The 25,981-nt window shown below is 56.0% G+C and carries 26 protein-coding genes; 10 read left to right on the forward strand and 16 right to left on the reverse strand.

Annotated elements, in window-relative coordinates:
• Nucleotides 1-64: 64 nt before the first annotated feature.
• Nucleotides 65-988 (reverse strand): LysR family transcriptional regulator, encoded by a 924-nt coding sequence (locus ACFPDR_RS11670; RefSeq protein ID WP_230940579.1) that lies wholly within the window; start codon nucleotides 986-988, stop codon nucleotides 65-67.
• A 306-nt stretch (nucleotides 989-1,294) separates the two neighbouring features.
• Here ACFPDR_RS11670 and ACFPDR_RS11675 point away from each other — a divergent pair, with 306 nt between their 5' ends.
• On the forward strand, nucleotides 1,295-2,674 hold the full coding sequence (locus ACFPDR_RS11675) for an MFS transporter (RefSeq protein ID WP_022983431.1): 1,380 nt from the start codon (nucleotides 1,295-1,297) through the stop codon (nucleotides 2,672-2,674).
• 246 nt (nucleotides 2,675-2,920) lie between these two features.
• A complete protein-coding gene (locus ACFPDR_RS11680; RefSeq protein ID WP_035271159.1) occupies nucleotides 2,921-3,355 on the forward strand; it encodes a hypothetical protein in 435 nt (144 codons plus the stop codon).
• 57 nt (nucleotides 3,356-3,412) lie between these two features.
• On the opposite strand, the gene ACFPDR_RS11685 is transcribed toward ACFPDR_RS11680, so the two are convergent.
• The 13 genes from ACFPDR_RS11685 to dacB all read right to left on the reverse strand — a co-directional run bounded on the left by ACFPDR_RS11685 (nucleotide 3,413) and on the right by dacB (nucleotide 15,555).
• Nucleotides 3,413-4,723: an amidase gene (locus tag ACFPDR_RS11685; protein WP_321290034.1), complete on the reverse strand. Its 1,311-nt coding sequence runs from the start codon at nucleotides 4,721-4,723 to the stop codon at nucleotides 3,413-3,415.
• Entirely contained in the window at nucleotides 4,704-5,870 is a 1,167-nt protein-coding gene (locus ACFPDR_RS11690; RefSeq protein WP_376911152.1) for a DUF1116 domain-containing protein, read from the reverse strand. The genes ACFPDR_RS11685 and ACFPDR_RS11690 overlap by 20 nt, the downstream gene beginning before the upstream one ends.
• 9 nt (nucleotides 5,871-5,879) lie before the next feature.
• Complete coding sequence (locus tag ACFPDR_RS11695; protein WP_203145080.1) at nucleotides 5,880-6,494, reverse strand: NAD-dependent dehydratase; 615 nt, start codon at nucleotides 6,492-6,494, stop codon at nucleotides 5,880-5,882.
• A gap of 47 nt (nucleotides 6,495-6,541) precedes the next feature.
• On the reverse strand, nucleotides 6,542-7,414 hold the full coding sequence (locus ACFPDR_RS11700; protein ID WP_035271165.1) for an NAD-dependent epimerase/dehydratase family protein: 873 nt from the start codon (nucleotides 7,412-7,414) through the stop codon (nucleotides 6,542-6,544).
• A 20-nt stretch (nucleotides 7,415-7,434) separates the two neighbouring features.
• Nucleotides 7,435-8,400 carry a PDR/VanB family oxidoreductase gene (locus tag ACFPDR_RS11705; RefSeq protein WP_203145081.1) on the reverse strand — a complete coding sequence of 322 codons (966 nt, stop codon included), beginning with the start codon at nucleotides 8,398-8,400 and terminating at the stop codon, nucleotides 7,435-7,437.
• Nucleotides 8,401-8,418: 18 nt separating this feature from the next.
• Nucleotides 8,419-9,642 carry an aromatic ring-hydroxylating oxygenase subunit alpha gene (locus ACFPDR_RS11710; protein WP_376911153.1) on the reverse strand — a complete coding sequence of 408 codons (1,224 nt, stop codon included), beginning with the start codon at nucleotides 9,640-9,642 and terminating at the stop codon, nucleotides 8,419-8,421.
• 485 nt (nucleotides 9,643-10,127) lie between these two features.
• Nucleotides 10,128-11,006: a LysR substrate-binding domain-containing protein gene (locus ACFPDR_RS11715; RefSeq protein ID WP_376911154.1), complete on the reverse strand. Its 879-nt coding sequence runs from the start codon at nucleotides 11,004-11,006 to the stop codon at nucleotides 10,128-10,130.
• Nucleotides 11,007-11,164: 158 nt separating this feature from the next.
• A complete protein-coding gene (locus ACFPDR_RS11720) occupies nucleotides 11,165-11,554 on the reverse strand; it encodes a hypothetical protein (protein WP_035271170.1) in 390 nt (129 codons plus the stop codon).
• Nucleotides 11,551-11,940: a phage holin family protein gene (locus ACFPDR_RS11725; protein ID WP_009455164.1), complete on the reverse strand. Its 390-nt coding sequence runs from the start codon at nucleotides 11,938-11,940 to the stop codon at nucleotides 11,551-11,553. The genes ACFPDR_RS11720 and ACFPDR_RS11725 overlap by 4 nt, the downstream gene beginning before the upstream one ends.
• A gap of 158 nt (nucleotides 11,941-12,098) precedes the next feature.
• A complete protein-coding gene (locus ACFPDR_RS11730) occupies nucleotides 12,099-12,416 on the reverse strand; it encodes a DUF883 family protein (RefSeq protein WP_009455165.1) in 318 nt (105 codons plus the stop codon).
• Between the two features lie 145 nt (nucleotides 12,417-12,561).
• On the reverse strand, nucleotides 12,562-13,284 hold the full coding sequence (locus ACFPDR_RS11735; protein WP_009455166.1) for a hypothetical protein: 723 nt from the start codon (nucleotides 13,282-13,284) through the stop codon (nucleotides 12,562-12,564).
• A 101-nt stretch (nucleotides 13,285-13,385) separates the two neighbouring features.
• Complete coding sequence (gene upp, locus ACFPDR_RS11740; RefSeq protein ID WP_009455167.1) at nucleotides 13,386-14,036, reverse strand: uracil phosphoribosyltransferase; 651 nt, start codon at nucleotides 14,034-14,036, stop codon at nucleotides 13,386-13,388.
• 70 nt (nucleotides 14,037-14,106) lie between these two features.
• Complete coding sequence (gene dacB, locus ACFPDR_RS11745; protein WP_052159346.1) at nucleotides 14,107-15,555, reverse strand: D-alanyl-D-alanine carboxypeptidase/D-alanyl-D-alanine-endopeptidase; 1,449 nt, start codon at nucleotides 15,553-15,555, stop codon at nucleotides 14,107-14,109.
• A 158-nt stretch (nucleotides 15,556-15,713) separates the two neighbouring features.
• On the opposite strand from dacB, the gene queA reads away from it, so the two are divergent.
• The 5 genes from queA (at nucleotide 15,714) to secF (ending at nucleotide 21,268) form a co-directional block, all read left to right on the forward strand.
• Nucleotides 15,714-16,778 (forward strand): tRNA preQ1(34) S-adenosylmethionine ribosyltransferase-isomerase QueA, encoded by a 1,065-nt coding sequence (gene queA, locus ACFPDR_RS11750; protein ID WP_060185585.1) that lies wholly within the window; start codon nucleotides 15,714-15,716, stop codon nucleotides 16,776-16,778.
• Nucleotides 16,775-17,911 (forward strand): tRNA guanosine(34) transglycosylase Tgt, encoded by a 1,137-nt coding sequence (gene tgt / locus ACFPDR_RS11755; RefSeq protein WP_035271173.1) that lies wholly within the window; start codon nucleotides 16,775-16,777, stop codon nucleotides 17,909-17,911. The genes queA and tgt overlap by 4 nt, the downstream gene beginning before the upstream one ends.
• An 89-nt stretch (nucleotides 17,912-18,000) precedes the next feature.
• The gene (gene yajC, locus ACFPDR_RS11760; protein ID WP_003803689.1) at nucleotides 18,001-18,345 is read left to right on the forward strand and encodes a preprotein translocase subunit YajC; all 345 of its coding nucleotides are present in this window, start codon (nucleotides 18,001-18,003) and stop codon (nucleotides 18,343-18,345) included.
• A gap of 60 nt (nucleotides 18,346-18,405) precedes the next feature.
• Complete coding sequence (secD, locus tag ACFPDR_RS11765) at nucleotides 18,406-20,277, forward strand: protein translocase subunit SecD (protein WP_376911155.1); 1,872 nt, start codon at nucleotides 18,406-18,408, stop codon at nucleotides 20,275-20,277.
• Nucleotides 20,278-20,329: 52 nt separating this feature from the next.
• Nucleotides 20,330-21,268, forward strand: a complete 939-nt coding sequence (gene secF / locus ACFPDR_RS11770) for a protein translocase subunit SecF (RefSeq protein ID WP_009463846.1) — start codon at nucleotides 20,330-20,332, stop codon at nucleotides 21,266-21,268.
• A 595-nt stretch (nucleotides 21,269-21,863) separates the two neighbouring features.
• On the opposite strand, the gene map is transcribed toward secF, so the two are convergent.
• Together map and ACFPDR_RS11780 are read right to left on the reverse strand one after the other, a co-directional pair.
• Nucleotides 21,864-22,631, reverse strand: coding sequence for a type I methionyl aminopeptidase (map, locus tag ACFPDR_RS11775; RefSeq protein WP_374697824.1), 768 nt, complete (start codon nucleotides 22,629-22,631; stop codon nucleotides 21,864-21,866).
• The gene (locus ACFPDR_RS11780; protein ID WP_009463848.1) at nucleotides 22,628-22,849 is read right to left on the reverse strand and encodes a ParD-like family protein; all 222 of its coding nucleotides are present in this window, start codon (nucleotides 22,847-22,849) and stop codon (nucleotides 22,628-22,630) included. Before ACFPDR_RS11780 ends, map begins: the two co-directional genes overlap by 4 nt.
• Before the next feature lie 262 nt (nucleotides 22,850-23,111).
• Between ACFPDR_RS11780 and miaB the strand changes: the two genes are divergently transcribed.
• Genes miaB through ybeY form a run of 3 tightly spaced genes read left to right on the forward strand, consistent with a single transcriptional unit; the run spans nucleotide 23,112 to nucleotide 25,980 of the window.
• Nucleotides 23,112-24,512, forward strand: coding sequence for a tRNA (N6-isopentenyl adenosine(37)-C2)-methylthiotransferase MiaB (miaB, locus tag ACFPDR_RS11785; RefSeq protein WP_009463849.1), 1,401 nt, complete (start codon nucleotides 23,112-23,114; stop codon nucleotides 24,510-24,512).
• Nucleotides 24,513-24,515: 3 nt separating this feature from the next.
• Nucleotides 24,516-25,511 carry a PhoH family protein gene (locus ACFPDR_RS11790; protein WP_009463850.1) on the forward strand — a complete coding sequence of 332 codons (996 nt, stop codon included), beginning with the start codon at nucleotides 24,516-24,518 and terminating at the stop codon, nucleotides 25,509-25,511.
• Nucleotides 25,504-25,980 carry an rRNA maturation RNase YbeY gene (ybeY, locus tag ACFPDR_RS11795; protein ID WP_226348966.1) on the forward strand — a complete coding sequence of 159 codons (477 nt, stop codon included), beginning with the start codon at nucleotides 25,504-25,506 and terminating at the stop codon, nucleotides 25,978-25,980. The genes ACFPDR_RS11790 and ybeY overlap by 8 nt, the downstream gene beginning before the upstream one ends.
• Nucleotide 25,981: the final 1 nt, after the last annotated feature.

Here is a 25,981-nt window from a genome sequence, read left to right on the forward strand (position 1 = left end):
GTAGCAAAACCGCCCTCCTTGCATCATGACCGCTCATCAAGGGTCCATGAGAAATACTCAAGCCTTACGCACTGGCTGCCATCAGCTCCGACGAGATGGTCTGGATGAATAAAGGCACACAGGGGTTGGCATTGCTTTCCTGCCACATGATGTTGATGAAGGACTGCGGATGCTGGCCCGACAAGTCCAGATCAATCGCCACCAGATCACGGTGCACGTACTTGCGCAAGGACTGCGACAAAACGGCAATGCCGATATTGGCCGCCACCATGCTCATGATGCCGGTAATGGTGCTGGCTTCCTGTACGGAATTGGGATGAAAACCGGCATGTCGACACAGGGAATAGAAATAGCGCCGCCAGACCTGCCAATGCGTCTTGCTGCCCACCACAAAACGCTCATTGGCCAGTTCCACCAAGGGGATGGATTTTTCTTTTGCCAAAGGATGATCGCTCTGCAAAAGAACGATGGGATCATCACGGCATACCGGCTTCCACAGCACACCCAGTTCCTCGGGGTCATCAGAGAAAGCAAAGCCAAAGCCCAGGTCCAGACTGCCCTGCTGCAAGCCCTGTATTTGCTGTTGCGTGGGCATATATAACAAATCGGTTGTGATGTTCGAATACTGCTGCTTGAAGTGCTCCAGCGTTCTGGGCAGCACGTCCTGCACCGCATAGTCGTTATAGGCAATGATCAGGTGTCCGATATCGCCAAACTTGGCTTTCTGAGCCAGCTCGATACCGCGCTCCAGATGCACAAAAACCTGTTCGATTTCCTGCAGCAATAAAAAACCTGCCGCTGTGAGCTTGACCTGGCGGGTGCTGCGTTCAAACAGGTCCACCTGCAAATCATCTTCCAGCTTTTTGATGATGCGCGTCAGGCCCGGTTGCGTGATGTGCAGCAGCTCCGCCGCCTTCTTGAAATGCAACTGTTCGGCCACCGTTTTAAAGGCGCGCAGGTGATGCAAATCCAGGCGTGCGGGAATCATGGTTTTGCTCATATTTTAGATTGATAACATTGCGATCAATAATAGTGCGCGAATAGTGAATGGACAAGCAATTTGCAGAGGATTAGCTTATCTAGCACGCACTGGATGGCGCTTTGCAAGCATGCCAGGACCGGATGCCCAGCCCCACGGAAAGGAGGAACTCATCCTGTTGCAGCCGATGCTCTAGCCGAGCTTTCAACCAATACCAAGAAAAGATAGACACGTAGAAATAATAAAAAAACCAGCTACCCCCACAGGGTTTGATTTCAAAAAACAGATAGTCCCAATACTTGAGGAGACATAAGTATGCAAAGGGAAAGCACCGTGGCCGAATCGGAACATACCGATACGGGTCACATCAAGAAAGTAATGATGGGTTCAGCGGCCGGTACGATCGTTGAATGGTTTGACTTTGCCTTGTTCGGCTATATGGCCGTCTACATCGCACAAAACTTCTTCCCCTCGGAAGACAAGATGGCGGGCCTGCTGGCCACCTTTGCCGTATTTCTGGTGTCCTTTATTGTTCGCCCCCTGGGCGGCATCTACTTTGGCAGGCTGGGCGACCGCATTGGCCGCAAGAAGATTCTGGCCCTGACTGTCTTGCTGATGTCCGGGTCCACCGCCGCCATCGGTCTGATTCCAACCTATGAAAGCATTGGCATCTGGGCTCCGGTTCTGCTGATCATCATCCGCTGTATTCAGGGGCTGTCGGCCGGTGGCGAATATACGGGCGCCACCATCTACACCGTTGAACACAGCCCCATGAACAAACGCAACTCCTACGCCTGGGCCATGTCCGGTGCTACATACTTTGCGTTTGCACTGGCAGCCGGGATCAGCGCCGGTCTGGCCGCGATTGTCGGTACCGAGGCCATGGGCGATTGGGGCTGGCGCACCATCTTCCTGCTGGCCGTTCCCATGGGCATCGTGGCCTTCTTCATTCGGGATCATCTGGCCGAGTCGCCCGAGTTCCAGCAAATGCGTGCGGAGAAAAAAGGCCAGCTCAGCTACAGCGCGTCCCAGGTGTTCAAGGCAGAGGGTTCCAATATTGTGAAGCTGGGCGGCTTTATCGTGCTGTACGCCCTGTCCTTCTACATTTTCTCCACCTACATGAACACCTTCCTGCGCACGGTCATTGGCTTGTCCTCCGTCCAGTCCCTGACTGCGAACATGGTTGCCCTGCTGTTTGTCACCGCCCTGACCCCGCTTGCCGGTGTGATCTCGGACCGAGTGGGCCGCCGTCGCATGATGCAATTTGCCGCTGTCTGGCATGCGCTGTTCACCATTCCGGCCTATATGATCGTCAGCAAGGGAGCTTCGTTGGAGGCCGCCATTTTCGGCATGTTGATTATCGGCATTGGTCAGGTGGCAGCCAGTGTGGTGGCCGTCACCCTGCTCTCGGAAATGTTCCCGACCGACATGCGCTATACCGCTTCGAGCATGTGCTACAACATCACCTTCGCAATTTTTGGTGGCACCGCACCTTACCTGGCTATCTGGCTGACGGCGCAAACAGGCAGCTATCTGGCTCCCGCGTTTTACGTCACGGTGGTCGCGGTTCTGTGCTTTTTCTGGGTAACTGTGCTGATGCCCGAAACTGCCAACAAGCCTTTGCGCCGCTATCACACCGAACCGGCTCATGATGCCAAACCGGCTGTCAGCATGGGCAAGGCAGGCGCCAGTTAAGCCTTCTTTATTCCCGCTGGTTTTCCGCAATCAACAGCCCTGTAAAACAGGGCTGTTTTTTTATGGAAAAAGAGCATTGATTTACATTAAAAGCAATTCACATAAAGCTGATTCTGCCCATACAGAAACAGTATTCCCATACCGGCTTCTATAGAATAGCCTTCTATAGCCCGCGTCAAATATAGACTCACCTCCTGCCTTAAGCAGACTGAAGAATGCGCTTGCACTGCCCAAGGGATTTGCACCATGACCACCATCAGCCTTACCGACGTAACCGTAAGCAGCGACGCCGCCTCGCATGCCCAAGGGTGGCTGACGGTTCAATTCAGCAATGGCTACCGCATCCAGGCCTCCTGCCCCGAGAGTAATGACAACTGGGCTCAGGGAACCCGGCAGTTGTGCAAGCCAGGACATCACGACGGTCTGGCTCCCACGCAGGTGGACGAGCTGCTGATGCAAGCGGCTGACGATGGCAGCTATGTCGTCTTGCAGGCCACTTTACCCAAGACCTCCATTCCCATGACTTACGCCCGTCCCGCTGACGAGCACGTTTATATGGAGCTGTCCCATAAACAGCAAAGCGTTTTCAGCGCAGATTTTCTGGCCATTGCCGCGATTATTTTCGGGGCCTTGTATGGTTTGAAATGGCTCTTTGAAAAGTACCTGCTGCCCAAACTATAAAAACGCAGCCCAAAAAAACGTCCTGTAAAAACAGGACGCTTAAAAGAAAAAAGAAAACTACACCGCCAGAACTGAGCTGCTGTTTAAAAAGCGCTGCTGCAACTGACGCGCCTGTAAAAGCAAAACATCATCCTGGTGCGGCTTTCCAATCAACTGCAAACCCATAGGCAACTTCTGGAAATACCCCAAAGGCAGGGACACCACCGGCAAACCCAGCAACTGCCAGGCACGACTCATGAAAGGTGCCCCTGTTCCTTCGGTTTTATAAGGCGCAACACCGGCTGCCGCAGGTGCCAGAATGAAATCCGCCCCACTATCTGCAAACCACTGCAGCATTGCCTGTTTGAGCGTGTCCGCTCTTTGCAAGGCAGCGATGTACTCCTTGTAGGGAAAAGCCAGACCCGTGCTCATCAAGGACTGCATATGGGCGCTCAAGGTTTCATGCTGCTGTTGCTCGTACACCAGATTCCGGGCCACTTCATAAGCCATGATCTGAGCATGCAAGGCCGTCAATTCAACAACGGCGTCCTGCAAGGGAAAATCCACCAGCGTATGCCCCTGTTCCGACAAATCCTGCTGGCACGCCTGCAAGGTCTCCAGCATCTTGTCCTGAACGTCGCCCAATGCCTGCCCGGAAAAAACACCAAACACACAAGCCGCCTGCGCTCCCGGCGTGCTCAGACTCAAGGGCTTGTGCAGCAGGATATTGCGCAGCAAGAGCGTGTCGAGCACATCGTTGCTGAGTATGCCCAGGGAGTCCAGAGACTGAGCCAGCGGCTGAATATTGCGCAAGGAAAACTCGTTCTTGCTGCCTACATAGCCAATGCAGCCACAGTAGGACGCTGGCCGTATGACCGATGCCGCCGTCTGGGTCCCGAAGGCGACTGGCACCATGAAATCAGCCACGGCGGCAGCAGAGCCGCTGGAGGAGCCGCCGGGGGTGCGTTCGGCATCATGCGGGTTATTTGTCTTGCCAGCCTGAAAATAAGCGAACTCGGTCGTGACCGTCTTGCCCATCAAAATGCCGCCTGCCGCTTTCATCGCGGTAACGCAGGAGGCATCCATATCCGGAATCCGATCCTGATGAATAGCCGAGCCCATTGTGGTGGGAATACCAGCCGTATCAATCACGTCCTTGACCGCAAAGGGCAGGCCCATCAAGGGCGAGGCCTTGTAAAAATCACTGCGGCTTTCGTACTCGGCCAGATAGTCGTCCTGCTCAATCAGATACTGCCAGGCACCAATCTTGTCATCGCGTATAGCAATGCGCTCATAAAAGGAGGCCACGATCTCCGACAGACTGGCTTCGCCCGTATGCAGAGCATGCAGCAATTGATGCAAAGGCAGCTTAAACCACTGTCGTTTCATGCTGCCACTCCTTGAGAGCTTGCAATAAAGAGGCATCCACCGTCGCCACCCCACCACCAACACGGCCACGTTCTCCGGCACCGTCAATCATGCCCAGCAGCACCATCGGGCCGGTATTGTTGGCAATCACTTGCGCAAAATCGCTAATACCATTGCGCCCGGCCAGAAAGGGCAAGCGGGTTTTCAGGAACTTGTTTTGACGCGTCAGGTAGTCCGAGGGTAGAAAGGCGTGCAGATTCCTGGCACTCATTCCCGCCAGATCCAGACACTGGCCACCCAGCCCTACAAAATCCACGACAGCACTATCGCCCAGGGCACCCAGTGCTTTTGCCTGCTCATTACCGGGCTCTTTATTGCCAGCAATAACAGGAGCGTCCGTAACCAGCCAAGTTGTGGAGCTGGCCAATTGCAAACCAAAGCGCAAGCCATTACCGCCAACTTTAACGATGGCATCCGCGCCATCAGCAGGAGCCTGATTTGCCAGAATCAAGGCACTGGCGGCCATCCAGTAATTCAAGGCCCAGGCCATCGCACCATATAGAAAGCTTTGGCTGGCGTCGTCATTAATGCCCCAGGAAACAATAATGTCGGCCAACTGCCGGGAGCCATGCATGGTACGAGCATGACCATCATCACCATTGAGCAGGGAAGCCTGAACAATAGGCCCCAGAGCGACCGGCCCCTGAAACTGTGCAGCCAGCCGCACACCCAAATCCTGATGCAGCCAACGCAGATGCGGCACCATTTCATCGGCAAAAATACCCAGGCGGGTACACCATTGCATGCCTTCATTCAGCACCGAGTATTTCTTGTAGTCGGGCCGATTGCTGTCGCTGACCTCAATCAGATACATGGACGGCGTCACCACTCCGGCCAATGGCACCACCACGCCGTAATCCTGCGCGGGAGCCAGTTGCACGCCCCCTGCGTCCAGCAAGGCTTGCGCCTCTTGTTTGCTAGCTGCCCAGCCCTCATACAAAATGCCGATCAAAACCGAATTTCGGATTGCGGCAGGCAGCTCCTGTGCATCCCGAAACGGTGGCCCGGCATGCAAGACCAGACGGCCTTGCGAGGGCAAAATGGATTGCAGAGGCCGGACCCCTGTCCAGGCTGGCATCACGGCCTGCGTCTCTACATGCTGAGCCATATCGTCTCCTTACGCCACGCGCACCCAGGTTTCGCTGTTCGCCAGGCTGGCGGACTGCGCACGCGAGCCGTTAAAGTCCCGCTCTATGGTGTTGCCCGGCAAGGCCGCGCCATTGATCAGCACCTTGGCTTGCTGGGCCGGGTGGAACACGCACATCATTTCGTGCTGCTGGGTTTGGGTCTGGCTTTGCGGCAGGTCCACACAAATCGCTGGCTGCGTCATGTGATGCCATTGCAATTCCACCGTCAGACCTGCACTGGCGGAGGTGACAGATTCGCTGACCAGCTCAGGGAAACGGTTCACTGTCTGGAAAACGCCGTCACTCAAGACCTGCAACTTGTCCAGCGCCACCGCCTTGCGAAACAGGCCAAAATGGCGCACGAAGTCCCGTACCAGATACTCGGCCAAGGGCTTGTTATCCGTGATCAGCAAACGCGCGTCGCTGTCCTGCCCGTCTTCGTAAGGCTTGTCCAACACCAGGATGGCCTGGCCGCTGCCATACGCCGAGCTGGCAATGCGAAAGTACAGGGACAAGGACGACCAGTCCTGTTCAGGGTCGGTCTTCAAGTAAATAAAAGGGTTGTCACCCGTCCAATCCAAGGTGCCGGTTTTAATTCCCGTCATGCTCAAGTCTCCGTGTTCAATTTGTTCGTCAAGGGCGCCTGGGCGCTTCACGCCAGGTCTTTTTCCACCGCGTATTCCTGGCGCAGTTGCTGGAAGTCCGTGCTTGGTTGCCAGCCCAGAATTTCCTTGGCCGCATGGCTGCTGAAAATGGAGGCACGAGGATTGTTCTGATACCAGCGTGGGTTCTTGATTTCAGGCACAGGGCCAATAATCTGCTGATACCAGTCTGTGGTTGCCAAGGGGTGGGAGCTATCGTCTGCGCTAATGAAAAACACGCCGTAGCGCAAACCTTGCAGATTCACGGCGGCCTCAAAAGCACGCGCCAGATCTGCAGCCCAGATGTAATAGAACAGCCAGTTACGCTGCGGGCTGTCGACAAACTGGATGTACTCGGCAATGGTTTCCGGCAGCACCACGGCCAGTGGACGCAAGCAGATCACTTCCATATCGCTGGCATCACTAAAGCTTTTTGCCATCTGCTCCATGACGATCTTGCTGACGCTGTAGGCCTGATAAGGCTTGTTTTCATGGGCCTCGTCCACAGGCAGATACTGGGGTTTCCAATCAGCTCGCATCTCGGACAGACCGCAAGCCGAAATACTGGAACACAGCACCACTTTCTTGACACCGTTTTCGCGACAGGCTTGCAGCACATGCCAGGTGCCACGCACATTAACGTTGATGTACTGCTCTTCAGCGGCCTTCCAGTCAAAATCAATTGCCGCCAGGTGAATCACGGCATCGGCATCTTTGGTGGCCGCACGCACGGCCTCCAGATCCATCACATCCGTTTGAATAAAAGAAACCTGATGCTGGCTGGGTTTCAGATCCGCCACGACCACATCCATGGTCTGCATCAATTGCTGTACAACGTACGAGCCCACACGGCCCGAGCCGCCTGTAACCACCACTTTTTTCATGGTGTTTCTCCTGTTTATTGTTATAGATCCAAAACCAGTTCGGCCGACAAGGCGCGCGAAACGCAGATCATCATGGTTTCATTCAGCTGCCGTTCTTCTGGCGACAGCACAAAATCCCGATGCTCCGGCAAGCCGGAAATGACCACGGTTTCGCAGGTGCCGCAGGTGCCGTTCTGGCATGAGCACTTGACCCGTACGCCTTCCCGTTTCAAGGCGGCCAGAATCGTTTCATCCCCCGCTACCGCGATGCTTTTGCCCGATTTTTGCAAAGTCACGGTAAAGCCCTTGCCTTGCAGCAGGGCCGGATCGGTCTCTACCGAGAAGCGTTCCAGCACCAGTTGCCAGCCAATATCGGCCTGTTCCTGTTGATAGTTTTCCAAGGCGGTCAGCAATGGTTGCGGACCGCAGGAATAGACGACGGTTTGTGCATCCAGCGTTTTCAATGCGCCTTGCAGATCAAACAGCCCGTCCTGATTGGAGGCATGCGTGGTGATACGCGCAGCATCCACTTGTTGCAGCTCTTGCAGAAAAATAAAATCCGCTGCGTTTCTTGCCAGATACAGCAAGTGCCAGTCCAGGCCGGCTGCCGCAGCGGCCTGGACCATGGGCACGATAGGCGTGATGCCTATGCCCCCGGCCACAAAAAAGCACTTCTTGTTTGCAGCAAAGGGAAAGTGATTTTTCGGCACGCTGACAGCCAGCGCATCACCTTCCTGCAACACCTCATGGATATACGCAGAGCCGCCCCGCCCGGCTTCTTCTTTCAGAACGGCAATTTGCCATTCACGGGTATTGGCCTGCTGGCCACACAAGGAATATTGACGGTAAAGCGGCTCGGTCTTTGACACCGCCAGCTCCAGCTCAATATGCGCACCCGGCTCCCAGACAGGGAACGCGTCCCCGTCTGGCAAACCCAGGGTCAGGCCTACGACTCGCTCTGACAGCCTGGTTTTCTTCAACACGCGTGTTTGCAAAGTTTGCTGCATGATGCTGCTCCTGCTCCCTTAGGCAATCGCTCGGATCGGCAATACCCGGCTTTGCTCGTCCACACGGCGCTCTTCGGCGCGGTACAGATCAATCAGCCAGTTTTGCAAACGCTTGATGACCAGCTCTTCATTGGTCAGACGGCCACGGGAGGCAAAGTTGGATTGCATGCCCTGATGCGAACGACGCCAGGCAAACAAGTCCTCAATCATCACGGGGTACAGATCATCGTGTTCCTGATCGAACTTCTCTTTGTGGTCCTCGCGCTCCAACGTTTCCTGCGGGTACATCCAGGACACGCCATAGGTGGACTGCTTGGCGCTTTTGGGCAGCCACATGAAGTACTTCACCTTGTCAGGCATGGCCACCAGCAAAAGGTTGGGCGCTACCGTCACGTAGGAAAGCTGAGTTCGCTCCTGGTCAGTCAAACCCTTCATGGGCGGCTGCAAGATGGAACCGGTATGCGTGGGGGCTGCGTCTTTGTGGGTGGAGATCAGGTTGTAGGAGACAATGCCATTGGCCACGTCATTGAAGACAGCGGTTTCATCCACACGGTCCGGATTGGTTTCGTACATGCTGCCCCAGGAGGAGGCGTGCAGGAAGCTGCAGTGGTAACACTCGTCATTGAAGATCTTCCAGTTCCAGTCGAAACCTTCCATCTTCAGGGGTTCCGAGGACTTCAGCTCGGACATGCGATAGTTCGCCAGCTGCTTGCCCAGATTGCCTAGGCGGGTGTGCAAGGCCGGTGCCGTAGCGTCGTAGTTGATGAAGATAAAGCCTTCCCAAACCTCGGCGCGGATCTTGGGCAAACAGACGCTCTTGGGGTCAAAGCTGGCACCGGTATCGGTCAGACCTGGGGCGGAAACCAGCTCGCCTTCCATGTTGTAGACCCAGGCGTGCAAGGGGCAGCTGATGCGGCGTACATTGCCTGCACCTTCCAGCAACAACATATTGCGGTGACGACAGACATTGGACAGCACATTGATGCCACCTTCACGAGTGCGGATGGCAAACAGCGCATCATTGCCTACATCGAAGGTGAAGAAGTCACCAGCATTGGGGATGTCAGTGGCACGGCCCACACAGAACCACTGCTTTTTCCAGACGGCATTCAGCTCAAACTGGAAAAACTCTTCCGAGGTAAAGCACTCGGGGGGCAAGGCGAAAACCTCGTCGGTTTCCTGCTGAAAGTAGCTGCGGTCAAATTCTTCAATCGCAATGGGCGAGCGTAGAGCGGTATTCATCTCAGTATCTCCTCTGGTTTGCATAAGCACCATGAATGGCTTTTATTAGGTCAGGCCAATCATGCGACAGGGAGCGACACTTGAAAATTGAGCAAATTTGACGGAACGATGAGTTTTTTTTGTTGCTGAATATGGGTAAAGGGGAAGTGGTAGGTCGCAAGCACTGCAAAGTGTGGAAATTCGCAGCGTCATGAAACCCGATTCATGGCTGCGTGTCAGGTATTTTGCAAGCAGGTATGAGCGGTGTGAGAACTAGGCGAAGCTTGATATAGCCTCCAGTCACACGCGTCAGATCGGGGTTCCACACCCTGATCGTTGAGAAATGAGCGATGAGCATCCAGCCTGGTTCGGAAAGGCCGACACATAAAAAAACCTGCATATTTGCAGGTTTTTTTAAAGACGCAGGGACAGCGACAAGATCAGCAAAGAGCGGAGAAAGCCCGGTCACCGAGCACAACACATGGAAGCCATCTGGCAACTACCGCCTAGCGTATTGCAATCGACGCCACCCAATCCACAAACTCCTGCTCCTGTCGACTAAGGTTTGCCTCCTTGGGGTAGGCCAGGAAATAGGCGTACTCTTCCAGACACACATCGAACAGCTGGACGATTTCCTTCCTGTCGATCAAAGGCTTCAGCAAGGCCGGACAACCCAGCATCACCCCTTGGCCATTCAAGACCGCATTCATGCGCACATTGGTGTCATCAATGTGAAAGCTCTTCTTGGCCGTCAGCTCCTGTCCCGCCGCCTTGCGCAACCACTGCTCCCAGCACAGCTGATTTTCTTCGTGAATCAGCACATGCTGGTTCAGATCTTCTGGGGACGTAATCTTGCCATGCGCCTGCAGGTAAGACGGCGCACAAACAGGCGTCAAATTGCCGGGGATGATGCGCAAGGTTTGCAACTGCGGCCAATCGCCCTGCTTGCCCCAGACGATAGCAAAATTGATGTTGTCCCTGAAAAAATCCGGAGCCTGCAGCCTGTGCAGCAAGTTGATTTCAATGTCTGGATGCTTCAGCCAGAAGTCTCCCAACTGCCCGGTAAACCACATGCTGGACACAAAGGGCCGCAAGGACAGATTGATACGGCTCTTGCCGTGCGGCATGCGCAATTCGCTCAAAGCCTGATTGATCTCGTAAAAAGGCCGTTGCAAACGGTCAAACAGAAACTGGCCCTGATCCGTCAGCTCTAGGGAACGGTTTTTACGCAAAAACAGCTTGCAAGCCAAATACTCCTCCAGCACCTTGATCTGGTGGCTGACTGCCGAGGGAGAGACCAGCAGGTCTTCTGCCGCCTTGGTGAAGTTCAACCTTTGCGCCGACACCGTAAAGGTTCTTAAGGCATTCAGTAATGGCACCTGCATGACGGGCTATGTCTCCTGATGTGGGTAGCTTTGTTCTGGAATTATTTATTATCGGAGCATAAGCCTTGCCGCCTTCAAAAACCAGTCGGGCAGAACGTGGAACTTCTGGCAGGCAAAAAAAAACCGGCCTGGGCCGGTTTTCAAACAGACAAGCAGACTTACTCGTCCACATCGGTTTTGCGTCGTACCGGAACCAGTACATTGCGTGCTTTCTCGCGTGCCGACTTGGAAGAATCAAACAGCTTCCAGGCTCCCAGAGCCAAAGCCCCGATACGCATCCAGCGCCCGCCAAAACTGCTCAGCACGGCAGAAGCACCGGACAACAGGAACGGATAACGGCGCGACAAGGACAGCGCGCTGGTGACCACACCGCCCATGCTCAAACCCGAAGGCTTGACGCTGTTCCACAAATTGCCGGGGCTTAAATCTTCGCCCAGGGAGTGGATCTGGGACGACATGGTCTGCCGCTCCAACGAGGCGCGGACTCGCAACAGTTCAATACGCACAGCCCGCTCCTGGGCGGACATGCTCTCTTGCTTCGTGCTCATTTGCCGTCTCCCTCGGAATCCCTCAAGCGCTCAATAAATGCGACATCGCGACGCAACTCGGACAAGGTGGCCGAAAAAGGAATCGGGCCTGTGGTCAGACGACGGCGTACGGCCAGGAAAAGACCCACTCCCAAACCGGCATACAGAACGACCAGCACTCCCAAAGCCCAGTAACGATAATCCGTAGGCCAGAAGTACAAGGCCAGCAACAAGCTGAAAACCAGCACCGCCAGAGTGGAGAACAGCAGTGCGCCAAACACCATGCTGAAGATGGTGATCAGGCTTGCCTTTTGCTGACCGGCTTCCAGAGCGAACAGCTCCAGCCTGGTACTGACAGCCCCTATCAAGGTAGAACCAAGCTGACTGATAGTTTGCCTAAGCGCCATGATTTATCCCTGCTCTGCGACATCCTGCCATTGCATGCAATGACAAGAGCCTGATTTCTAAGAGGCTGCCGATCTGGACCGCAAAGTCCAGATCGGCAGGGCTGCTTTTTATGCTGCTGCAGCCCAGCAAAGGGCTCGCAGCGCAGAGCAAAGACAGATTAACGTCGGCTGATCAGCATACCGAACATCAGACCCACAATACCGGCCACGCCGATGGCTTGCCAGGGCTTGTCGTGGACATAGTTGTCGGTTGCCTTGGCGGCACGCACACTGTGCTCGACCACGGCTTCCTGAGCATCATGCAGGGAATCCCGGGTCACACGCAGAGAGCGCAGCGCTTTCTCACGCAGCTCACCGGCCTTGTCGCCCGTGGCTTCAGCGGCCTCACGCATCAGTTTTTCAGCTTCATCCAAGCTCGCTTTCACTTCTTCGATGAATTTGTCTCCGCTGTTTTCCACACTTTTCTTGGTAGCCATAAATAACTCCTTGCAGTTGAAAGGGACACGCGACAAATACGTATCGCCAAGTGAATGGCGCCATAGCAGCGCCGCACAAAATTCTTTAACCCGCTGTTTTCAGGATAAAGATACTCGGTGTACCTGAGACCAGTCAGTCGCAGGTTTACTTCAGTTGCGTCACATCCACCGTGGACGGGACACCGTTCTGAATACTTTCTTGCTTCATCACCATCTGCACATCCGGGCAATACCAATCCGTAACCTGGGAGTTGATGCCCGGTATGGGCAGACTGATGCCACTGAAACTGGCCTGGGTAGGCTCGATCTCGCGTTGATAACGAATAGGCCAACATTGGTAATTGCCCAATGCGGTCTGTACCGATTGTTGAGCTCCAACCGTCTTCGCACCGGTATGAATGCGCAAGACATTGGCGTTGGACTGGGAGCGCTTGTCCAGATTGATCTGGAAATCCTGGCGCGGGAAGGTCTGCCCTTCCTGCAGCCCACCGTGTTCGTAGGAAAACAGGCCCAGCAGGCGCAGGTCAAACGAACCTTGAACGGCTTCCAGACCACCACGGCCATCATCGCGCTGGAAACGGGTGCGGCCATCGCGCACCGTCATCACGTAGTCAATATTGGGCTTGCTGGCCGGCAAACCGGCCAGAGCTACACTGGCCTTGCCCTGTACACGCGCCTGGCACTGATCACCGCCCTGCTTTTTCACGTCAGAAAAAGCCAGATCAGCGCCCAAGGCCAGAAAGCCCGAGCCAGTCAGTTGTATCTGCCCACCGTCACGCATGAAAGGCACGTCACACAAACCAGCCTGAGCCGAGCTCAGGCCCAACATGACCAACAGCGGTGCAGCCATCCAAGCATTCAGTTTCATGTACATCCTGATTCAGTGAAACTTAGATTCGACTCTTTATTATGCCTATCCCCTCTGGCGTACTGGCAAGGGATTGTAAAAAAGCACGACAAGTTCTGGACTTAGAGTTCGCCGTCCTGAACCTTCTGGCGAGTACCAAAAATACGGTCGCCCGCATCACCCAGCCCCGGCACGATATAACCATGCTCGTCCAGATGCTGATCAATGGACGCGGTATAGATATGGACATCAGGGTGATGTTTTTCAAGAGTGGCAATGCCTTCCGGAGCCGCCACCAACACCAAAGCGCGAATATTCTTGCAGCCTGCTTTTTTCAGCAGATCAATCGTGGCGACCATGGAACCACCTGTTGCCAGCATGGGGTCGATAATCAGGGCCAAACGCTGATCCAGCTCGCCGACCAGACGCTCCAGATAGGTCTGGGCTTCAAAGGTTTCTTCGTTGCGAGCAATACCGATCACGCTGACTTTGGCGCCAGGAATCAAGCTCAACACCCCGTCCAGCATGCCAATACCAGCGCGCAAGATGGGCACAACTGTCACTTTCTTGCCAGCCAGCTTTTCCACTTCCACATTGCCACACCAACCCTCAATGGTGGTGGGTTCCAGGGGCAGATCCTTGCACGCCTCGTAGGTCAGCAAAGAGGCGATTTCCTGGGACATTTCGCGGAAATTTTTCGTGCTCAGATCTGCCTTGCGCATCAAGCCCAGCTTATGGCGGATCAAAGGGTGGCGTATTTCGTGTATGGGCATGATTGCTTCATCAAATTAGGGACTAACTAAAAACAGGGCTGCAGCACAGCAGCCCGCACTATCGTGATCGTCAACGTACTGCCAGCCACTTCACCACCGCATCAAAAAAGGGTCGGGCAGAGGCAGAACGTTCGTCATTGACCATCATGACGACAATATACCGCTTTCCGCTGGCTCCCAGCACGTAACCGGCCAAGGCACGGCTATCGCGCAGCGTGCCGGTTTTCAAGTGGGCACGGCCCTGAACCTCGTCATCGCGCAAGCGCGAACGCACCGTGCCGTCCACACCGGAGATCGCAAAGGACGAAATGTACTCGGGCATCCAGTTCGAGCGCCAGGCGACTTTCAGCATGTCAGCCATGCCGCCCGCCGTGACGCGGGCATTGCGTGACAGGCCCGAGCCGTTGTCCACGGTCCAGCCTGCGGTATTGACCCCCTGGCGACCGAGCACGTTCATGACGGCGCGCTCGCCGGTGGCCACCGTGGCACCGGGACCATTCATTTCTGCGCCCACGGTCAGCAAGATGGTACGGGCCATCACATTGTTGCTTTGCTTATTAATAAGACGGATCAGGTCAGACAGGGACTGCGAGTCATGCCAGGTAATCGCCTGCGCACGAGCCGGCACACGGCCTGCTTTGATATCGCGGGCCAGGGTGCCGCCCAGATCGCGCCACAGGCTGCGGAACAGCTTGTCAAAAAACTCGGTTTGGGAATGAACCAGACGGTAAACGCTGAACTCGCCGCAAGAAGCGGCGGCCTTGCCACTGACACGGACCACCATGCCACCGGCTTCAGGCTGAATCTGAGTACCAACAACAGGTGAACCAGGGCAGGTCGCCGTCGACCACTCAACTTCACCCTGTACGCGCACTCCGGGCAAAGGCGGGTCGATAATCGCAATCCATTTGCGCGCCTGTGTATCTGGCTGGAACACCAGCCGGGAAGCACCTAGCCCCACCATCATGGCATCCGGGCTGGCGTTATAGGGACGGTCACCCGCATTATCGAAGTCACCCGGATTGATGGTGACGTTGCCGAAGATGGAACGATCCACAATAACTTCGGTCAGATTCTTCACCCCACGCAAGCGGAGCTCGCGCAACATGTCCCATAACTGCGGCACGGTCAAAAACGGATCGCCCCCCGCCTTGATGTACAAAGGACCTTTCAAAGTGCCTTGTTCGTCCACCTGCAGGCCATCCTGGGCCATTAACGTCGTACGCCAGGTATATTCTGGCCCCAGAGCGGACAAACCGGCCCAGGTACTGACCAGTTTCATTACCGATGCGGGGTTACGGGGCTCCTGGGGATTGACGCCGATCAGACGCGGACCGTCCGCCTCGTCTACCACGATGGACAGAGACGATTGCGGCAAGCGGCTGGCGTTCCATACCGAAGCCAGCTCGGGCGGCAAGGCCTGGGCCAGGGCTAGTGATGCGCCTTGCACCATGAGCAAGGTGGCCAGAGCCACGTGCTTGCAACGACTCAAAACAGGCTTTGCCTTTAAAACGCCCATGCCCTCGTCTCCAACAGATCAATTCAGGAAAGACCCAAGCATACCGAAAGAAAAACACCACGGATATGGCCGTTTCAGCAATCTGGCGGCAAAGCGTTAAAATAGTCGGTTACCCCATCAGGCCCGGCCTTCTGGCCAGTGGCCCTTTACGACAAACCATGAGCATCGACCCCTCTTTAACTATCGCCCAGTTCGACTACGAGCTTCCCCCTGATCTGATCGCTCAAAGCCCGCCGGCCCAGCGCCAGGGCAGCCGTCTGCTGCATCTGGACGGTGCCAGCCAATTGCATGACCGCCAGTTCACCGACCTGCCCAGCCTGCTGCGCAAGGGTGACCTGCTGGTCTTTAACGATACGCGCGTCATCAAGGCCCGCCTGCATGGCCAGAAAAGCAGCGGCGGCAAGGTGGAAGTGCTGATCGAGCGCGTAACCGGCCCCGATACGGCTCTGGCCCATATCCGCGCCAGCAAGTCCCCCAAACCTGGTACTTTGCTGGAACTGGCCGACGGCAAGGTACTGGCCGATTGCACCGGGCGGGAAGACGCCCTGTTTGCGCTGCGCTTTCACGAGCCTGTGCTGGACATGCTGGAGCAATACGGCGCCACGCCTTTGCCACCCTACATTACCCACGCAGCGGACGAGGAAGACGACTCGCGCTACCAGACTGTTTACGCCCGTCACCCCGGTGCCGTGGCCGCCCCGACGGCTGGCCTGCACTTTACCGACGACATGCTGAACACCTTGCGCGAGCAAGGCGTGGACCAGGCCTTTGTGACCTTGCACGTGGGTGCAGGCACTTTTCAGCCTGTGCGTGTGGACAATATCAGCGAACACGTCATGCACGCCGAGCGTTACCATGTGCCCGCCGCCACCCTGGCCAAGATCGAAGCCACCCGCGCTGCCGGTGGCCGCGTCATTGCCGTGGGCACCACCAGTGTGCGTTCGCTGGAGTCTGCCGCCAGCAAAGAGCCCGGCATGAACCAGCGCTGCGCCGATGGCAGCATTGAAGGCGACACGCGCCTGTTCATTACCCCCGGCTTCCAGTACCAGTGGGTGGATGCACTGATCACCAATTTTCATTTGCCCCAGTCCACCTTGCTGATGCTGGTATCGGCCCTGGCGGGGATCGAACCCATACAACGTGCCTACCAGCACGCCGTCCAATCCCGGTATCGCTTCTTTAGTTACGGCGATGCTATGTTCATTGAGCCTCCTACCCCATGAGTGGACTGAAGTTTGACCTCTTAAGCACCGATGGCGCCGCTCGCCGTGGCCAGATCACCCTGAACCACGGTGTGGTGCAAACCCCCATTTTCATGCCGGTAGGCACCTATGGCAGCGTCAAGGCCATGATGCCGCACGAGCTGAACGAGATTGGCTCGCAGATCATATTGGGCAACACCTTTCACCTGTGGCTGCGTCCGGGCACGGATGTCATGGACAAGTACCAGGGCCTGCATAATTTCATGCAATGGGACAAGCCCATCCTGACGGACTCGGGCGGCTTTCAGGTATTCAGCCTGAAAGGCATGCGCAAGATTACCGAGGAAGGGGTGAAGTTTGCCTCCCCCATCACCGGCGAACGCCTGTTTCTGACGCCTGAAGTGTCGATGCAAATCCAGTACTCCTTGAACTCCGATATTTCCATGGTGTTCGATGAATGCACGCCCTACTTGATTGACGACCGTCCCGCCACACATATCGAAGCGGCTAAATCCATGCGCATGTCCTTGCGCTGGGCTCGCCGTTCACGCGAGGAATTCAAGCGTCTGAACAACCCCAATGCCCTGTTTGGCATTGTGCAAGGTGGCATGTACGAGGACCTGCGCGACGAATCCCTGGCTGGTCTGACCGACATCGGCTTTGAAGGCTATGCCATTGGCGGCCTGTCCGTAGGCGAGCCCAAAGAAGACATGATGCGCATTCTGGCGCACACCACCCCGAAACTGCCCACGCATGCCCCCCGCTATCTAATGGGTGTGGGTACACCGGAAGATCTGGTCGAAGGGGTCAGCCAGGGCGTGGACATGTTTGACTGCGTCATGCCCACCCGCAATGCGCGCAATGGCTGGCTGTTTACCCGTTACGGCGACATCAAGATACGCAATGCCCGTTACCGCGACGACACCCGCCCGCTGGACCCCAGTTGCACCTGCCATACCTGCAAGCATTTCTCGCGTGGCTACTTGCATCATTTGCAGCGTTCCAATGAAATTACCGGCTCGCGTTTGAATACCTTGCACAATCTGCATTTCTATTTGCAGATCATGCAAGAGATGCGCGATGCTATCGAGCAAAAGCGTTTCGCGGCCTGGCGGGAACAGTTCCACCAGGATCGGGCGCGCGGTATTGAATGACACGCTGTTTGTGATACCGCAATAAAGTGCCGCTACAATACACCGTTAGTTTTTGACAACCCACACAAAAAAATCCTCAGGAGCCCCACATGTCCGCTGTTGACATTCTGACTCTCATCCCCGCCCAGGCAGCTGCCGGCGGCGAAAATGCCTTGATGGGCATGCTGCCCATCATCTTGATGTTCGTTGTGCTGTACTTCTTGATGATTCGTCCTCAAATGAAGCGTCAGAAAGAGCACCGCAACCTGGTCTCCAACCTGGCCAAAGGCGACGAAGTAATCACCTCCGGCGGTCTGCTGGGCAAAGTCAGCAAAGTTCACGACAACTACCTGACCGTTGAAGTGGCCAACCTGACCGACAAGCCTGTTGAAGTTCTGGTCCAACGCGTGGCCGTTACGACTGTTCTGCCCAAGGGCACGATCAAGTCGCTGTAATGCCTCCGACCCCGGACCTCGGTCCGGGGTTGCCATTTCTGCACCCGTCGTAGATATCCCATGAATCGTTATCCTCTCTGGAAATATGTCATCGTCTTGGTCGCGCTGGCGATCGGCCTGATCTATACCTTGCCCAATCTGTTTGGTGAGTCTCCTGCTGTCCAGGTTTCCAGCGCCAAATCCACGGTCCGGCTTGAAACCAACCTGATCAGTCACGTTGAAGAGCTGCTCAAGAAAAACAATATTCCTACGACGGGCTCGTATTTTGAACAAAACGGACCTAGCGCCACTGCGCGTTTCCGTTTTGAGTCCACCGATGTTCAGCTCAAGGCCAAAGACCTGATCGAGCGCGAACTGAACAAGGACTCCACAGCTACCACCCCCGACTACACCGTCGCGCTGAACCTGGTGTCTGCGTCGCCTGCTTGGCTGACCGCACTGGGTGCCCACCCCATGCACCTGGGCCTGGACTTGCGCGGTGGCGTGCACTTCCTGCTGCAAGTGGATATGCAAGGCGCGCTTCAAGCCCGCTACGACTCCATGGTGGCTGATGCCCGCAGCGTGCTGCGCGAAGCCAAAGTGCCTGTTGGCGGCATCGAGCGTGATGGTCACTCGCTGCGCATGAGCTTTGCCTCGGCAGACGATCGCGACCGCGCTCAATCGGAAATGCGTCGCGCCATGCCTGATCTGGCTTTCACCCCTGCCGGTGACAGCGGTCTGACAGCCCGTTTGACCGAAGCCGCCACCATTCAGGTGCAATCGAACGCCCTCAAGCAAAACATCACCACCTTGCATAACCGAATCAATGAGCTGGGCGTAGCCGAGCCTGTAATTCAGCAGCAAGGGTCCGATCGCATCGTGGTTCAACTGCCCGGTGTGCAGGATGTAGCCAAAGCCAAGGAAATTCTGGGTCGTACGGCCACACTGGAACTGCGTATGGTGGAAGACTCGCCTGCTGCCGTTGCGGCCTTGAACTCGGGCACCGTGCCCTTTGGTCTGGAGCGCTACACCGAGCGTGGTGGTGCCCCCCTGCTGCTGCGTCGCCAGGTCATCCTGACAGGTGAAAACCTGCAGGACGCCCAGCCCGGTCGTGACTCGCAAACCCAGCAACCCACCGTCAACCTGACGCTGGACAATAAGGGCTCGCGCATTTTCCGCGACATTACCCGCAACAACATCAACAAGCGCATGGCGATTGTGCTGTTTGAAAATGGCGTGGGTGAAGTGGTGACGGCTCCAGTTATCCGTAGCGAAATTCCTAACGGCCAGGTACAGATCAGCGGCAGCATGAATGCTCAGGAAGCCGCCGATATTTCCCTGCTGCTGCGTGCCGGTTCGCTGGCCGCCCCCATGAGCATCATTGAAGAGCGCACCATTGGCCCTAGCCTGGGTGCCGACAATATTCGCCAAGGCTTTAACGCCACGCTGTACGGCTTTATTGCGATCGCCATCTTCATCATGCTGTACTACCACCTGATTGGTCTGTTCTCCACCATTGGCCTGACCTTCAACGTGCTCTTGCTGCTGGCTGTCTTGTCCATGCTGCAAGCCACCCTGACCTTGCCGGGTATTGCTGCCATCGCCCTGACACTGGGTATGGCCATTGACGCCAACGTGCTGATCAACGAGCGTATCCGCGAGGAGCTACGCAATGGTGCCTCGCCGCAACAAGCCATTCACCTGGGTTTTGATCGTGCCTGGGCCACTATTTTCGACTCCAACCTGACCAGTCTGATTGTGGGTGTCGCTTTGCTGGCCTTCGGTTCCGGTCCTATCCGTGGTTTTGCGGTCGTACACGTGATCGGTATTCTGACCTCCATGTTCTCTTCGGTGGTTGGGGTTCGTGCCCTGGTCAACCTCTGGTATGGCAACCGTCGTCGCCTGCAGGGTATTTCCATTGGTCAGGTCTGGAAACCACAGGACAAGAAGTAAAGTGCCGGGGCCGGTGCAAACCGGCCAGGCCCAACTACAGGCATAAAGCATCATGGAATTTTTTCGTATTCACCGCACTATCCCGTTCATGCGCCATGCGTTGGTGCTGAACCTGATCAGTTTTCTGACATTTATTGCAGCGGTCGTCTTCATTATTGTGCGCGGCTTTCACCTGTCCATCGAATTTACCGGTGGTACGGTCATGGAAGTGCACTATCAGCAAACCGTGCAGGTAGAAGATGTGCGCGGCTCGATTCAGTCGCTGGGCTATACCGACTTCCAGGTACAGAACTTCGGCACGTCGCAGGACATCATGATCCGCTTGCCCGTTCTGGACGGACAAGACTCTACCCAGCAAAGCGAGCAAGTACTCCAGGCCTTGAAGCAGCAGCACTCGGACGTGGAGCTGCGCCGTGTGGAGTTCGTCGGCCCACAGGTGGGGCAGGAACTGCTGCATAACGGTTTGATGGCCCTGGCCTTTGTGGTCGCCGGTATCTTGCTGTACCTGGGCTTCCGCTTTGAGTGGAAGCTGGCGCTGGCTTGTGCGATTGCCAACTTGCACGACGTGGTCATCATTCTGGGCTTTTTCGCGTTCTTCCAATGGGAGTTCTCGCTGTCGGTGCTGGCCGGTGTCCTGGCGGTGCTGGGTTACTCCGTGAACGAATCCGTTGTGGTGATGGACCGTATCCGTGAGAACTTCCGCAAGCAGCGCAAGATGTCGGTATCGGACATTATTGATCTGTCCATCACCCAGAACATCTCGCGTACCATCATCACCCACGGTTCTACCCAGATGATGGTGCTGTCGATTTTCTTCTTCGGTGGCCCAACGCTGCACAACTTCTCGCTGGCGCTGACCATCGGTATCTGGTTCGGTATTTACTCCTCCGTGTTCGTGGCCGCCGCCATTTCCATGTGGCTGGGCGTGAAACGTGAGGATCTGGTCAAGCCGATCAAGAAAGACGAAGGCGGCGAGGTTGTAGAAGGCTAAGCTGCTTCTTGGCTCGCTATTAAAGAAAAGCCCGACATTGTTTTAATGTCGGGCTTTTTTGTTTCCAAGGCTGCTGGATTGCGAGTAATAGGGTGGCGGCAGTAAGCCTCTTTTTGTTTTATTGAGGGCCGGAGCAGGTCGGCGGGCGAGTCAGGTTATTCGCCGCGGGCAGAGGCCGGATGCGGGGTGCAAGGGTCGTGCTGTTTGAGGAGCACGCTTGCGGTTTGTCCGGGGGACAAACCGCGCTCCGAGTTCACGACCCGCCCGCATCTGGACTCTGACAAGGGGACCCGTGCGCAGCACGGGCGAATGACCCGCCAAGCCGACCTGCTCCGGCCCTCAATAAAACAAACGCCTGCCACCCTATATTGATCTGAAGGGATACTTCGGCACGACGGTTATACAACGGGCAATACTGCCATCACGATATGACGGGATCTCGCAGCTGTGGCGGCATCAACGAGGTTTACAGAAAATCTCATTTCCATCGGGCTGAAATAATTTGCTGCTGTCGTTTTCAGTGCACAAGCTGCAATGACTGGATGACACACTACAAGCCGTAAGTAATGCAAGGGAGGGACGACCAACTACTTAATTAATTCGGGATGGTTTCATCAGGCCGCAGCGTCAATACGCGCACACCACTGTCTGTCACCGCTACCGTGTGCTCAAACTGTGCTGACAGCAAGCCATCGCAAGTGCGCACGGTCCAGCCATCTTTCCCGGTTTGCACCGCATGGCCACCTTGATTCAGCATGGGTTCAATCGTGAAAGTCATCCCCTCTTTCAGTCGCAAACCTGTGCGCGGCATGCCCCAGTGCAAAACTTCAGGCGCTTCGTGCATTTCCCGCCCGATGCCGTGCCCACAGTAATCACGTACAACGGAATAGCCGTTCTTGCGTGCGTACTGGGAAATGGCAAACCCCACATCACCCAAAGTCGCGCCGGGGCGCACGGCTTGTATACCTTTCCACATCGCCATATAGCAGGCATCGACCAGTTTTTGCGCAGCAGGAGTCACCTGCCCCACCGTGTAGGTTTTGCTGGAATCCGCGATAAAACCATTCTTCTCCAGGGTGATGTCGAAATTCACGATATCCCCCTCCTTCAGTACATCCGTCGTGGACGGCATACCGTGGCACACGACTTGATTGGGCGATGAATTCAGAACATAGGCGTAACCGTACTGCCCTTTGCTGGCGGGCCGGGCTTGCAGATCCTGGACGATATAACTTTCGACCAGATCATTAATCTGCATGGTGTTCATGCCAATCAGATCTAACTGATCCAGGCGCGTGAACACTTGAGCCAGCAAACGGCCCGACTCAGCCATCAAGGCAATTTCATCTGCCGTCTTGATCATGCTGACTCCACCTGATCCAGAGGCACGGCAGGCTCACCCAAACCAGCCGCCTTCATTTCACGGGCGACAATCTCGTTAAAACTCATGGTCGGGTTCAGTTCGCACAACAACCCCATACGTATCCAGAAAGCCGCCTGCGCATTGATGGAGCGACATGAAACCGTACTCGCCTTGCGTAGCTGGTCGTGCAGCTCGTCATCAATATTCACGATACCCATTTTTCAATCCTTATATGATCCATATACGAATCATATAATTCACAAAAACAGGACGCAAGTAGAAGCTGACTGAAAATCCTGATCCAGCTTCATGCCCCGACAAGACTATTTCCAGCCTTCCCACTCCAAAGGGCGGCCTGTCTGCAACAAGTCCTCCCACATGATCCCAGCTTGCTTGTGGCTCACGGGAGGCTGGGCGTTATAATGCCCGATTCATCATTTTCAATGGCCCGCGGGATATACACCCGTCACGGCTCCTTCTATGACCGACACCACAATCTCTACCCCCGCCAGCGCGGATGCTGCTACCAAGCCTGCCCGCAAGCTCTTCATTCGCACCTTTGGCTGCCAGATGAACGAGTACGACTCCGAAAAAATGGCCGATATCCTGAATCAGGATCGCCCCGTGGAGTTGACCACCAACCCCGAAGAAGCAGACATCATCCTGTTCAATACCTGTTCGGTGCGCGAAAAAGCGCAAGAAAAGGTGTTCTCGGATCTGGGCCGGGTTCAGCATTTGAAAGCGCTCAATCCCGATCTGGTCATTGGCGTAGGTGGCTGTGTGGCCAGTCAGGAAGGCGACACGATTATTCGTCGTGCTCCCTACGTGGATGTCGTGTTCGGACCACAAACCTTGCACCGCCTGCCCGAGCTGATCGTCAAGCGCCGCAACAGCGGCCGCTCGCAGGTAGATATCAGTTTTCCTGAAATCGAAAAATTCGACGCCCTGCCCCCCGCACGCGTGGAGGGTTATTCGGCCTTTGTGTCCATCATGGAAGGCTGCAGCAAGTACTGCAGTTTCTGTGTAGTGCCCTACACCCGTGGCCCCGAAGTCTCCCGTCCCTTTGACGACGTACTGATGGAGGTGGCTGACCTGGCCGACCAGGGTGTGCGGGAAGTGACGCTGCTGGGCCAGAACGTGAACGCCTACCGTGGCCCGACCGACGTCGCTGGCGAGATTGCCGACTTTGCCATGCTGCTGGAGTACGTGCACGAGATCCCTGGTATCGAGCGCATTCGCTACACCACCTCGCACCCCAAGGAAATGACCTCGCGCCTGATCGCCGCCCACGGCAATCTGCCCAAGCTGGTCCCCTTTCTGCACTTGCCCGTACAGGCCGGCAGCGACCGTATTCTGGCTGCAATGAAACGCGGCTACACTGCGCTGGAGTTCAAATCCATCGTGCGCCGCCTGCGTGAAGCGCGTCCCGACATCGTCCTGTCCTCGGACTTTATTGTGGGCTTTCCCGGTGAGACGGAAGAGGATTTCCAGAAGACACTGAAGCTGATTCGCGATGTGAATTTCGACCAGTCTTTCTCTTTTGTGTATTCGCGTCGCCCCGGCACACCCGCCGCCGACCTGGAAGACAACACCAGCAAAGAAGAAAAGCTGGACCGCCTGCACCGCCTGCAAGCGCAAATCAACGAGCAGGCCCAGGCCATCAGCCAGGCCATGGTCGGCAGCGTACAACGCATTCTGGTCGAAGGCACCTCGCGCAAAGACGACTCGGAACTGAAAGGCCGTACCGAAAACAACCGCATCATCAACTTCCCCGGCGACCCTCGCCTGATCGGACAAATTGTGGATGTGCACGTGACCCAAGTACTGACCAATACCTTGCGCGGAGAAATCGTGACCCATGACCGGGTTGCAGGAGCCTGATCTATGACTAGCCAACGCCGCCGCATGCCCACTTCCTTGCGCCTGGACGGGGACAATACCCATCTGGCCAATATGTGTGGCCCCTTGGACGAGAACATCAAGCAGATTGCCATTGCCTATGACGTCACCCTGCGTCGGCGTGGCAGTCATGTTTCGATTGAAGGCGAGCGCGCGGAGGAGGCTGCCAAGGCCATTGACTGGTTCCATTCGCGCGCCGTGCACCGTGCGCTGAATATCGACGATATTCAGCTGGGCCTGGTTGAGCTGGGCGCCAGCCGCCGCCACGAAAAAGAGGAAAAGCCCGAGCCCCTGCCCGAGCTGCCCCCCGTCGGCCAGGAAGAAATTTCCCTGCGTACCGCCAAACGCGACCTGCGTCCTCGCACACCCGGTCAACGCGAGTACCTGCGCAATATCCTGAACAACGACATCAACTTCGGCGTAGGCCCGGCCGGGACTGGCAAGACCTGGTTGGCAGTAGCTTGCGCCATCGATGCGCTGGAGCGCGAATCCGTCCATCGCTTGGTGCTGACACGTCCTGCTGTCGAGGCGGGTGAGCGCCTGGGCTTTTTGCCAGGCGATCTGGCCCAGAAGGTAGATCCCTATCTGCGCCCTTTATACGACGCCTTGTATGACTTGATGGGTGTGGAGAAGGTACAGCGCCTGTTCGAAAAACAAATCATCGAAATCGCACCGCTGGCCTATATGCGCGGCCGCACGCTGAACCATGCTTTCGTGATCCTGGACGAAGCCCAGAACACCACACCGGAACAAATGAAAATGTTCCTGACGCGCATCGGTTTTGGCAGCAAGGCGGTGATTACCGGCGACCCCACTCAGGTGGACTTGCCCAAAGGCCAGCGCAGCGGCTTGAATCATGCCGTCAAGGTGCTGGAAAACGTGCAGGGTATTTCCTGCTCACGCTTTAGCAGCCGTGATGTCGTGCGCCACCCGCTGGTTGCGCGAATTGTGGACGCCTACGAACGAGCCGGTGATGCCTGATCTGTCCCTGAGCGTCCAGTACGCTGTTGATTGCCCCGAGCTGAGCCGCTCCCGTATCCGCCGCTGGATGCAGCGCACGATTGATATGGCAATCGAACGCATCCACCCCGAAGATCGTTTCACCGCCCTGTCCGCCACCTTGCGTATTGTGGACGCCGAAGAAGGCCAGAGCCTGAACCTGAGCTACCGGGAACGCGACTACGCCACCAATGTGCTGACCTTTGAATATGGTCAGGACGAGGACGGCGTGGTCCACGGCGATATCGTCTTGTGCCTGCCCGTGCTGGAGCGTGAAGCCCAGGAACAGCAAAAGCCATTTCTGCACCATGCCGCTCATCTGGTGGTGCACGGCTGTCTGCATTCCCTGGGTTACGACCACATTGAAGAGGACGAAGCCCAGGACATGGAAGCGCTGGAAACCGCTGTTCTGGCCAGTTTGCGCATCCCCGATCCCTACCAGGAGCGCTAGC

This window comes from Alcaligenes sp. GCM10023179, assembly GCF_042653705.1.
Lineage (GTDB): Bacteria > Pseudomonadota > Gammaproteobacteria > Burkholderiales > Burkholderiaceae_B > Alcaligenes > Alcaligenes phenolicus.

Excerpts from the sequence above, each read along its gene's own strand:
- ACFPDR_RS11670 (WP_230940579.1), bottom strand. The coding sequence starts at position 988 with ATGATTCCCGCACGCCTGGATTTGCATCACCTGCGCGCCTTTAAAACG.
- ACFPDR_RS11675 (WP_022983431.1), top strand. The coding sequence starts at position 1,295 with ATGCAAAGGGAAAGCACCGTGGCCGAATCGGAACATACCGATACGGGT.
- ACFPDR_RS11680 (WP_035271159.1), top strand. The coding sequence starts at position 2,921 with ATGACCACCATCAGCCTTACCGACGTAACCGTAAGCAGCGACGCCGCC.
- ACFPDR_RS11685 (WP_321290034.1), bottom strand. The coding sequence starts at position 4,723 with ATGAAACGACAGTGGTTTAAGCTGCCTTTGCATCAATTGCTGCATGCT.
- ACFPDR_RS11690 (WP_376911152.1), bottom strand. The coding sequence starts at position 5,870 with ATGGCTCAGCATGTAGAGACGCAGGCCGTGATGCCAGCCTGGACAGGG.
- ACFPDR_RS11695 (WP_203145080.1), bottom strand. The coding sequence starts at position 6,494 with ATGACGGGAATTAAAACCGGCACCTTGGATTGGACGGGTGACAACCCT.
- ACFPDR_RS11700 (WP_035271165.1), bottom strand. The coding sequence starts at position 7,414 with ATGAAAAAAGTGGTGGTTACAGGCGGCTCGGGCCGTGTGGGCTCGTAC.
- ACFPDR_RS11705 (WP_203145081.1), bottom strand. The coding sequence starts at position 8,400 with ATGCAGCAAACTTTGCAAACACGCGTGTTGAAGAAAACCAGGCTGTCA.
- ACFPDR_RS11710 (WP_376911153.1), bottom strand. The coding sequence starts at position 9,642 with ATGAATACCGCTCTACGCTCGCCCATTGCGATTGAAGAATTTGACCGC.
- ACFPDR_RS11715 (WP_376911154.1), bottom strand. The coding sequence starts at position 11,006 with ATGCAGGTGCCATTACTGAATGCCTTAAGAACCTTTACGGTGTCGGCG.
- ACFPDR_RS11720 (WP_035271170.1), bottom strand. The coding sequence starts at position 11,554 with ATGAGCACGAAGCAAGAGAGCATGTCCGCCCAGGAGCGGGCTGTGCGT.
- ACFPDR_RS11725 (WP_009455164.1), bottom strand. The coding sequence starts at position 11,940 with ATGGCGCTTAGGCAAACTATCAGTCAGCTTGGTTCTACCTTGATAGGG.
- ACFPDR_RS11730 (WP_009455165.1), bottom strand. The coding sequence starts at position 12,416 with ATGGCTACCAAGAAAAGTGTGGAAAACAGCGGAGACAAATTCATCGAA.
- ACFPDR_RS11735 (WP_009455166.1), bottom strand. The coding sequence starts at position 13,284 with ATGAAACTGAATGCTTGGATGGCTGCACCGCTGTTGGTCATGTTGGGC.
- upp (WP_009455167.1), bottom strand. The coding sequence starts at position 14,036 with ATGCCCATACACGAAATACGCCACCCTTTGATCCGCCATAAGCTGGGC.
- dacB (WP_052159346.1), bottom strand. The coding sequence starts at position 15,555 with ATGGGCGTTTTAAAGGCAAAGCCTGTTTTGAGTCGTTGCAAGCACGTG.
- queA (WP_060185585.1), top strand. The coding sequence starts at position 15,714 with ATGAGCATCGACCCCTCTTTAACTATCGCCCAGTTCGACTACGAGCTT.
- tgt (WP_035271173.1), top strand. The coding sequence starts at position 16,775 with ATGAGTGGACTGAAGTTTGACCTCTTAAGCACCGATGGCGCCGCTCGC.
- yajC (WP_003803689.1), top strand. The coding sequence starts at position 18,001 with ATGTCCGCTGTTGACATTCTGACTCTCATCCCCGCCCAGGCAGCTGCC.
- secD (WP_376911155.1), top strand. The coding sequence starts at position 18,406 with ATGAATCGTTATCCTCTCTGGAAATATGTCATCGTCTTGGTCGCGCTG.
- secF (WP_009463846.1), top strand. The coding sequence starts at position 20,330 with ATGGAATTTTTTCGTATTCACCGCACTATCCCGTTCATGCGCCATGCG.
- map (WP_374697824.1), bottom strand. The coding sequence starts at position 22,631 with ATGATCAAGACGGCAGATGAAATTGCCTTGATGGCTGAGTCGGGCCGT.
- ACFPDR_RS11780 (WP_009463848.1), bottom strand. The coding sequence starts at position 22,849 with ATGGGTATCGTGAATATTGATGACGAGCTGCACGACCAGCTACGCAAG.
- miaB (WP_009463849.1), top strand. The coding sequence starts at position 23,112 with ATGACCGACACCACAATCTCTACCCCCGCCAGCGCGGATGCTGCTACC.
- ACFPDR_RS11790 (WP_009463850.1), top strand. The coding sequence starts at position 24,516 with ATGACTAGCCAACGCCGCCGCATGCCCACTTCCTTGCGCCTGGACGGG.
- ybeY (WP_226348966.1), top strand. The coding sequence starts at position 25,504 with ATGCCTGATCTGTCCCTGAGCGTCCAGTACGCTGTTGATTGCCCCGAG.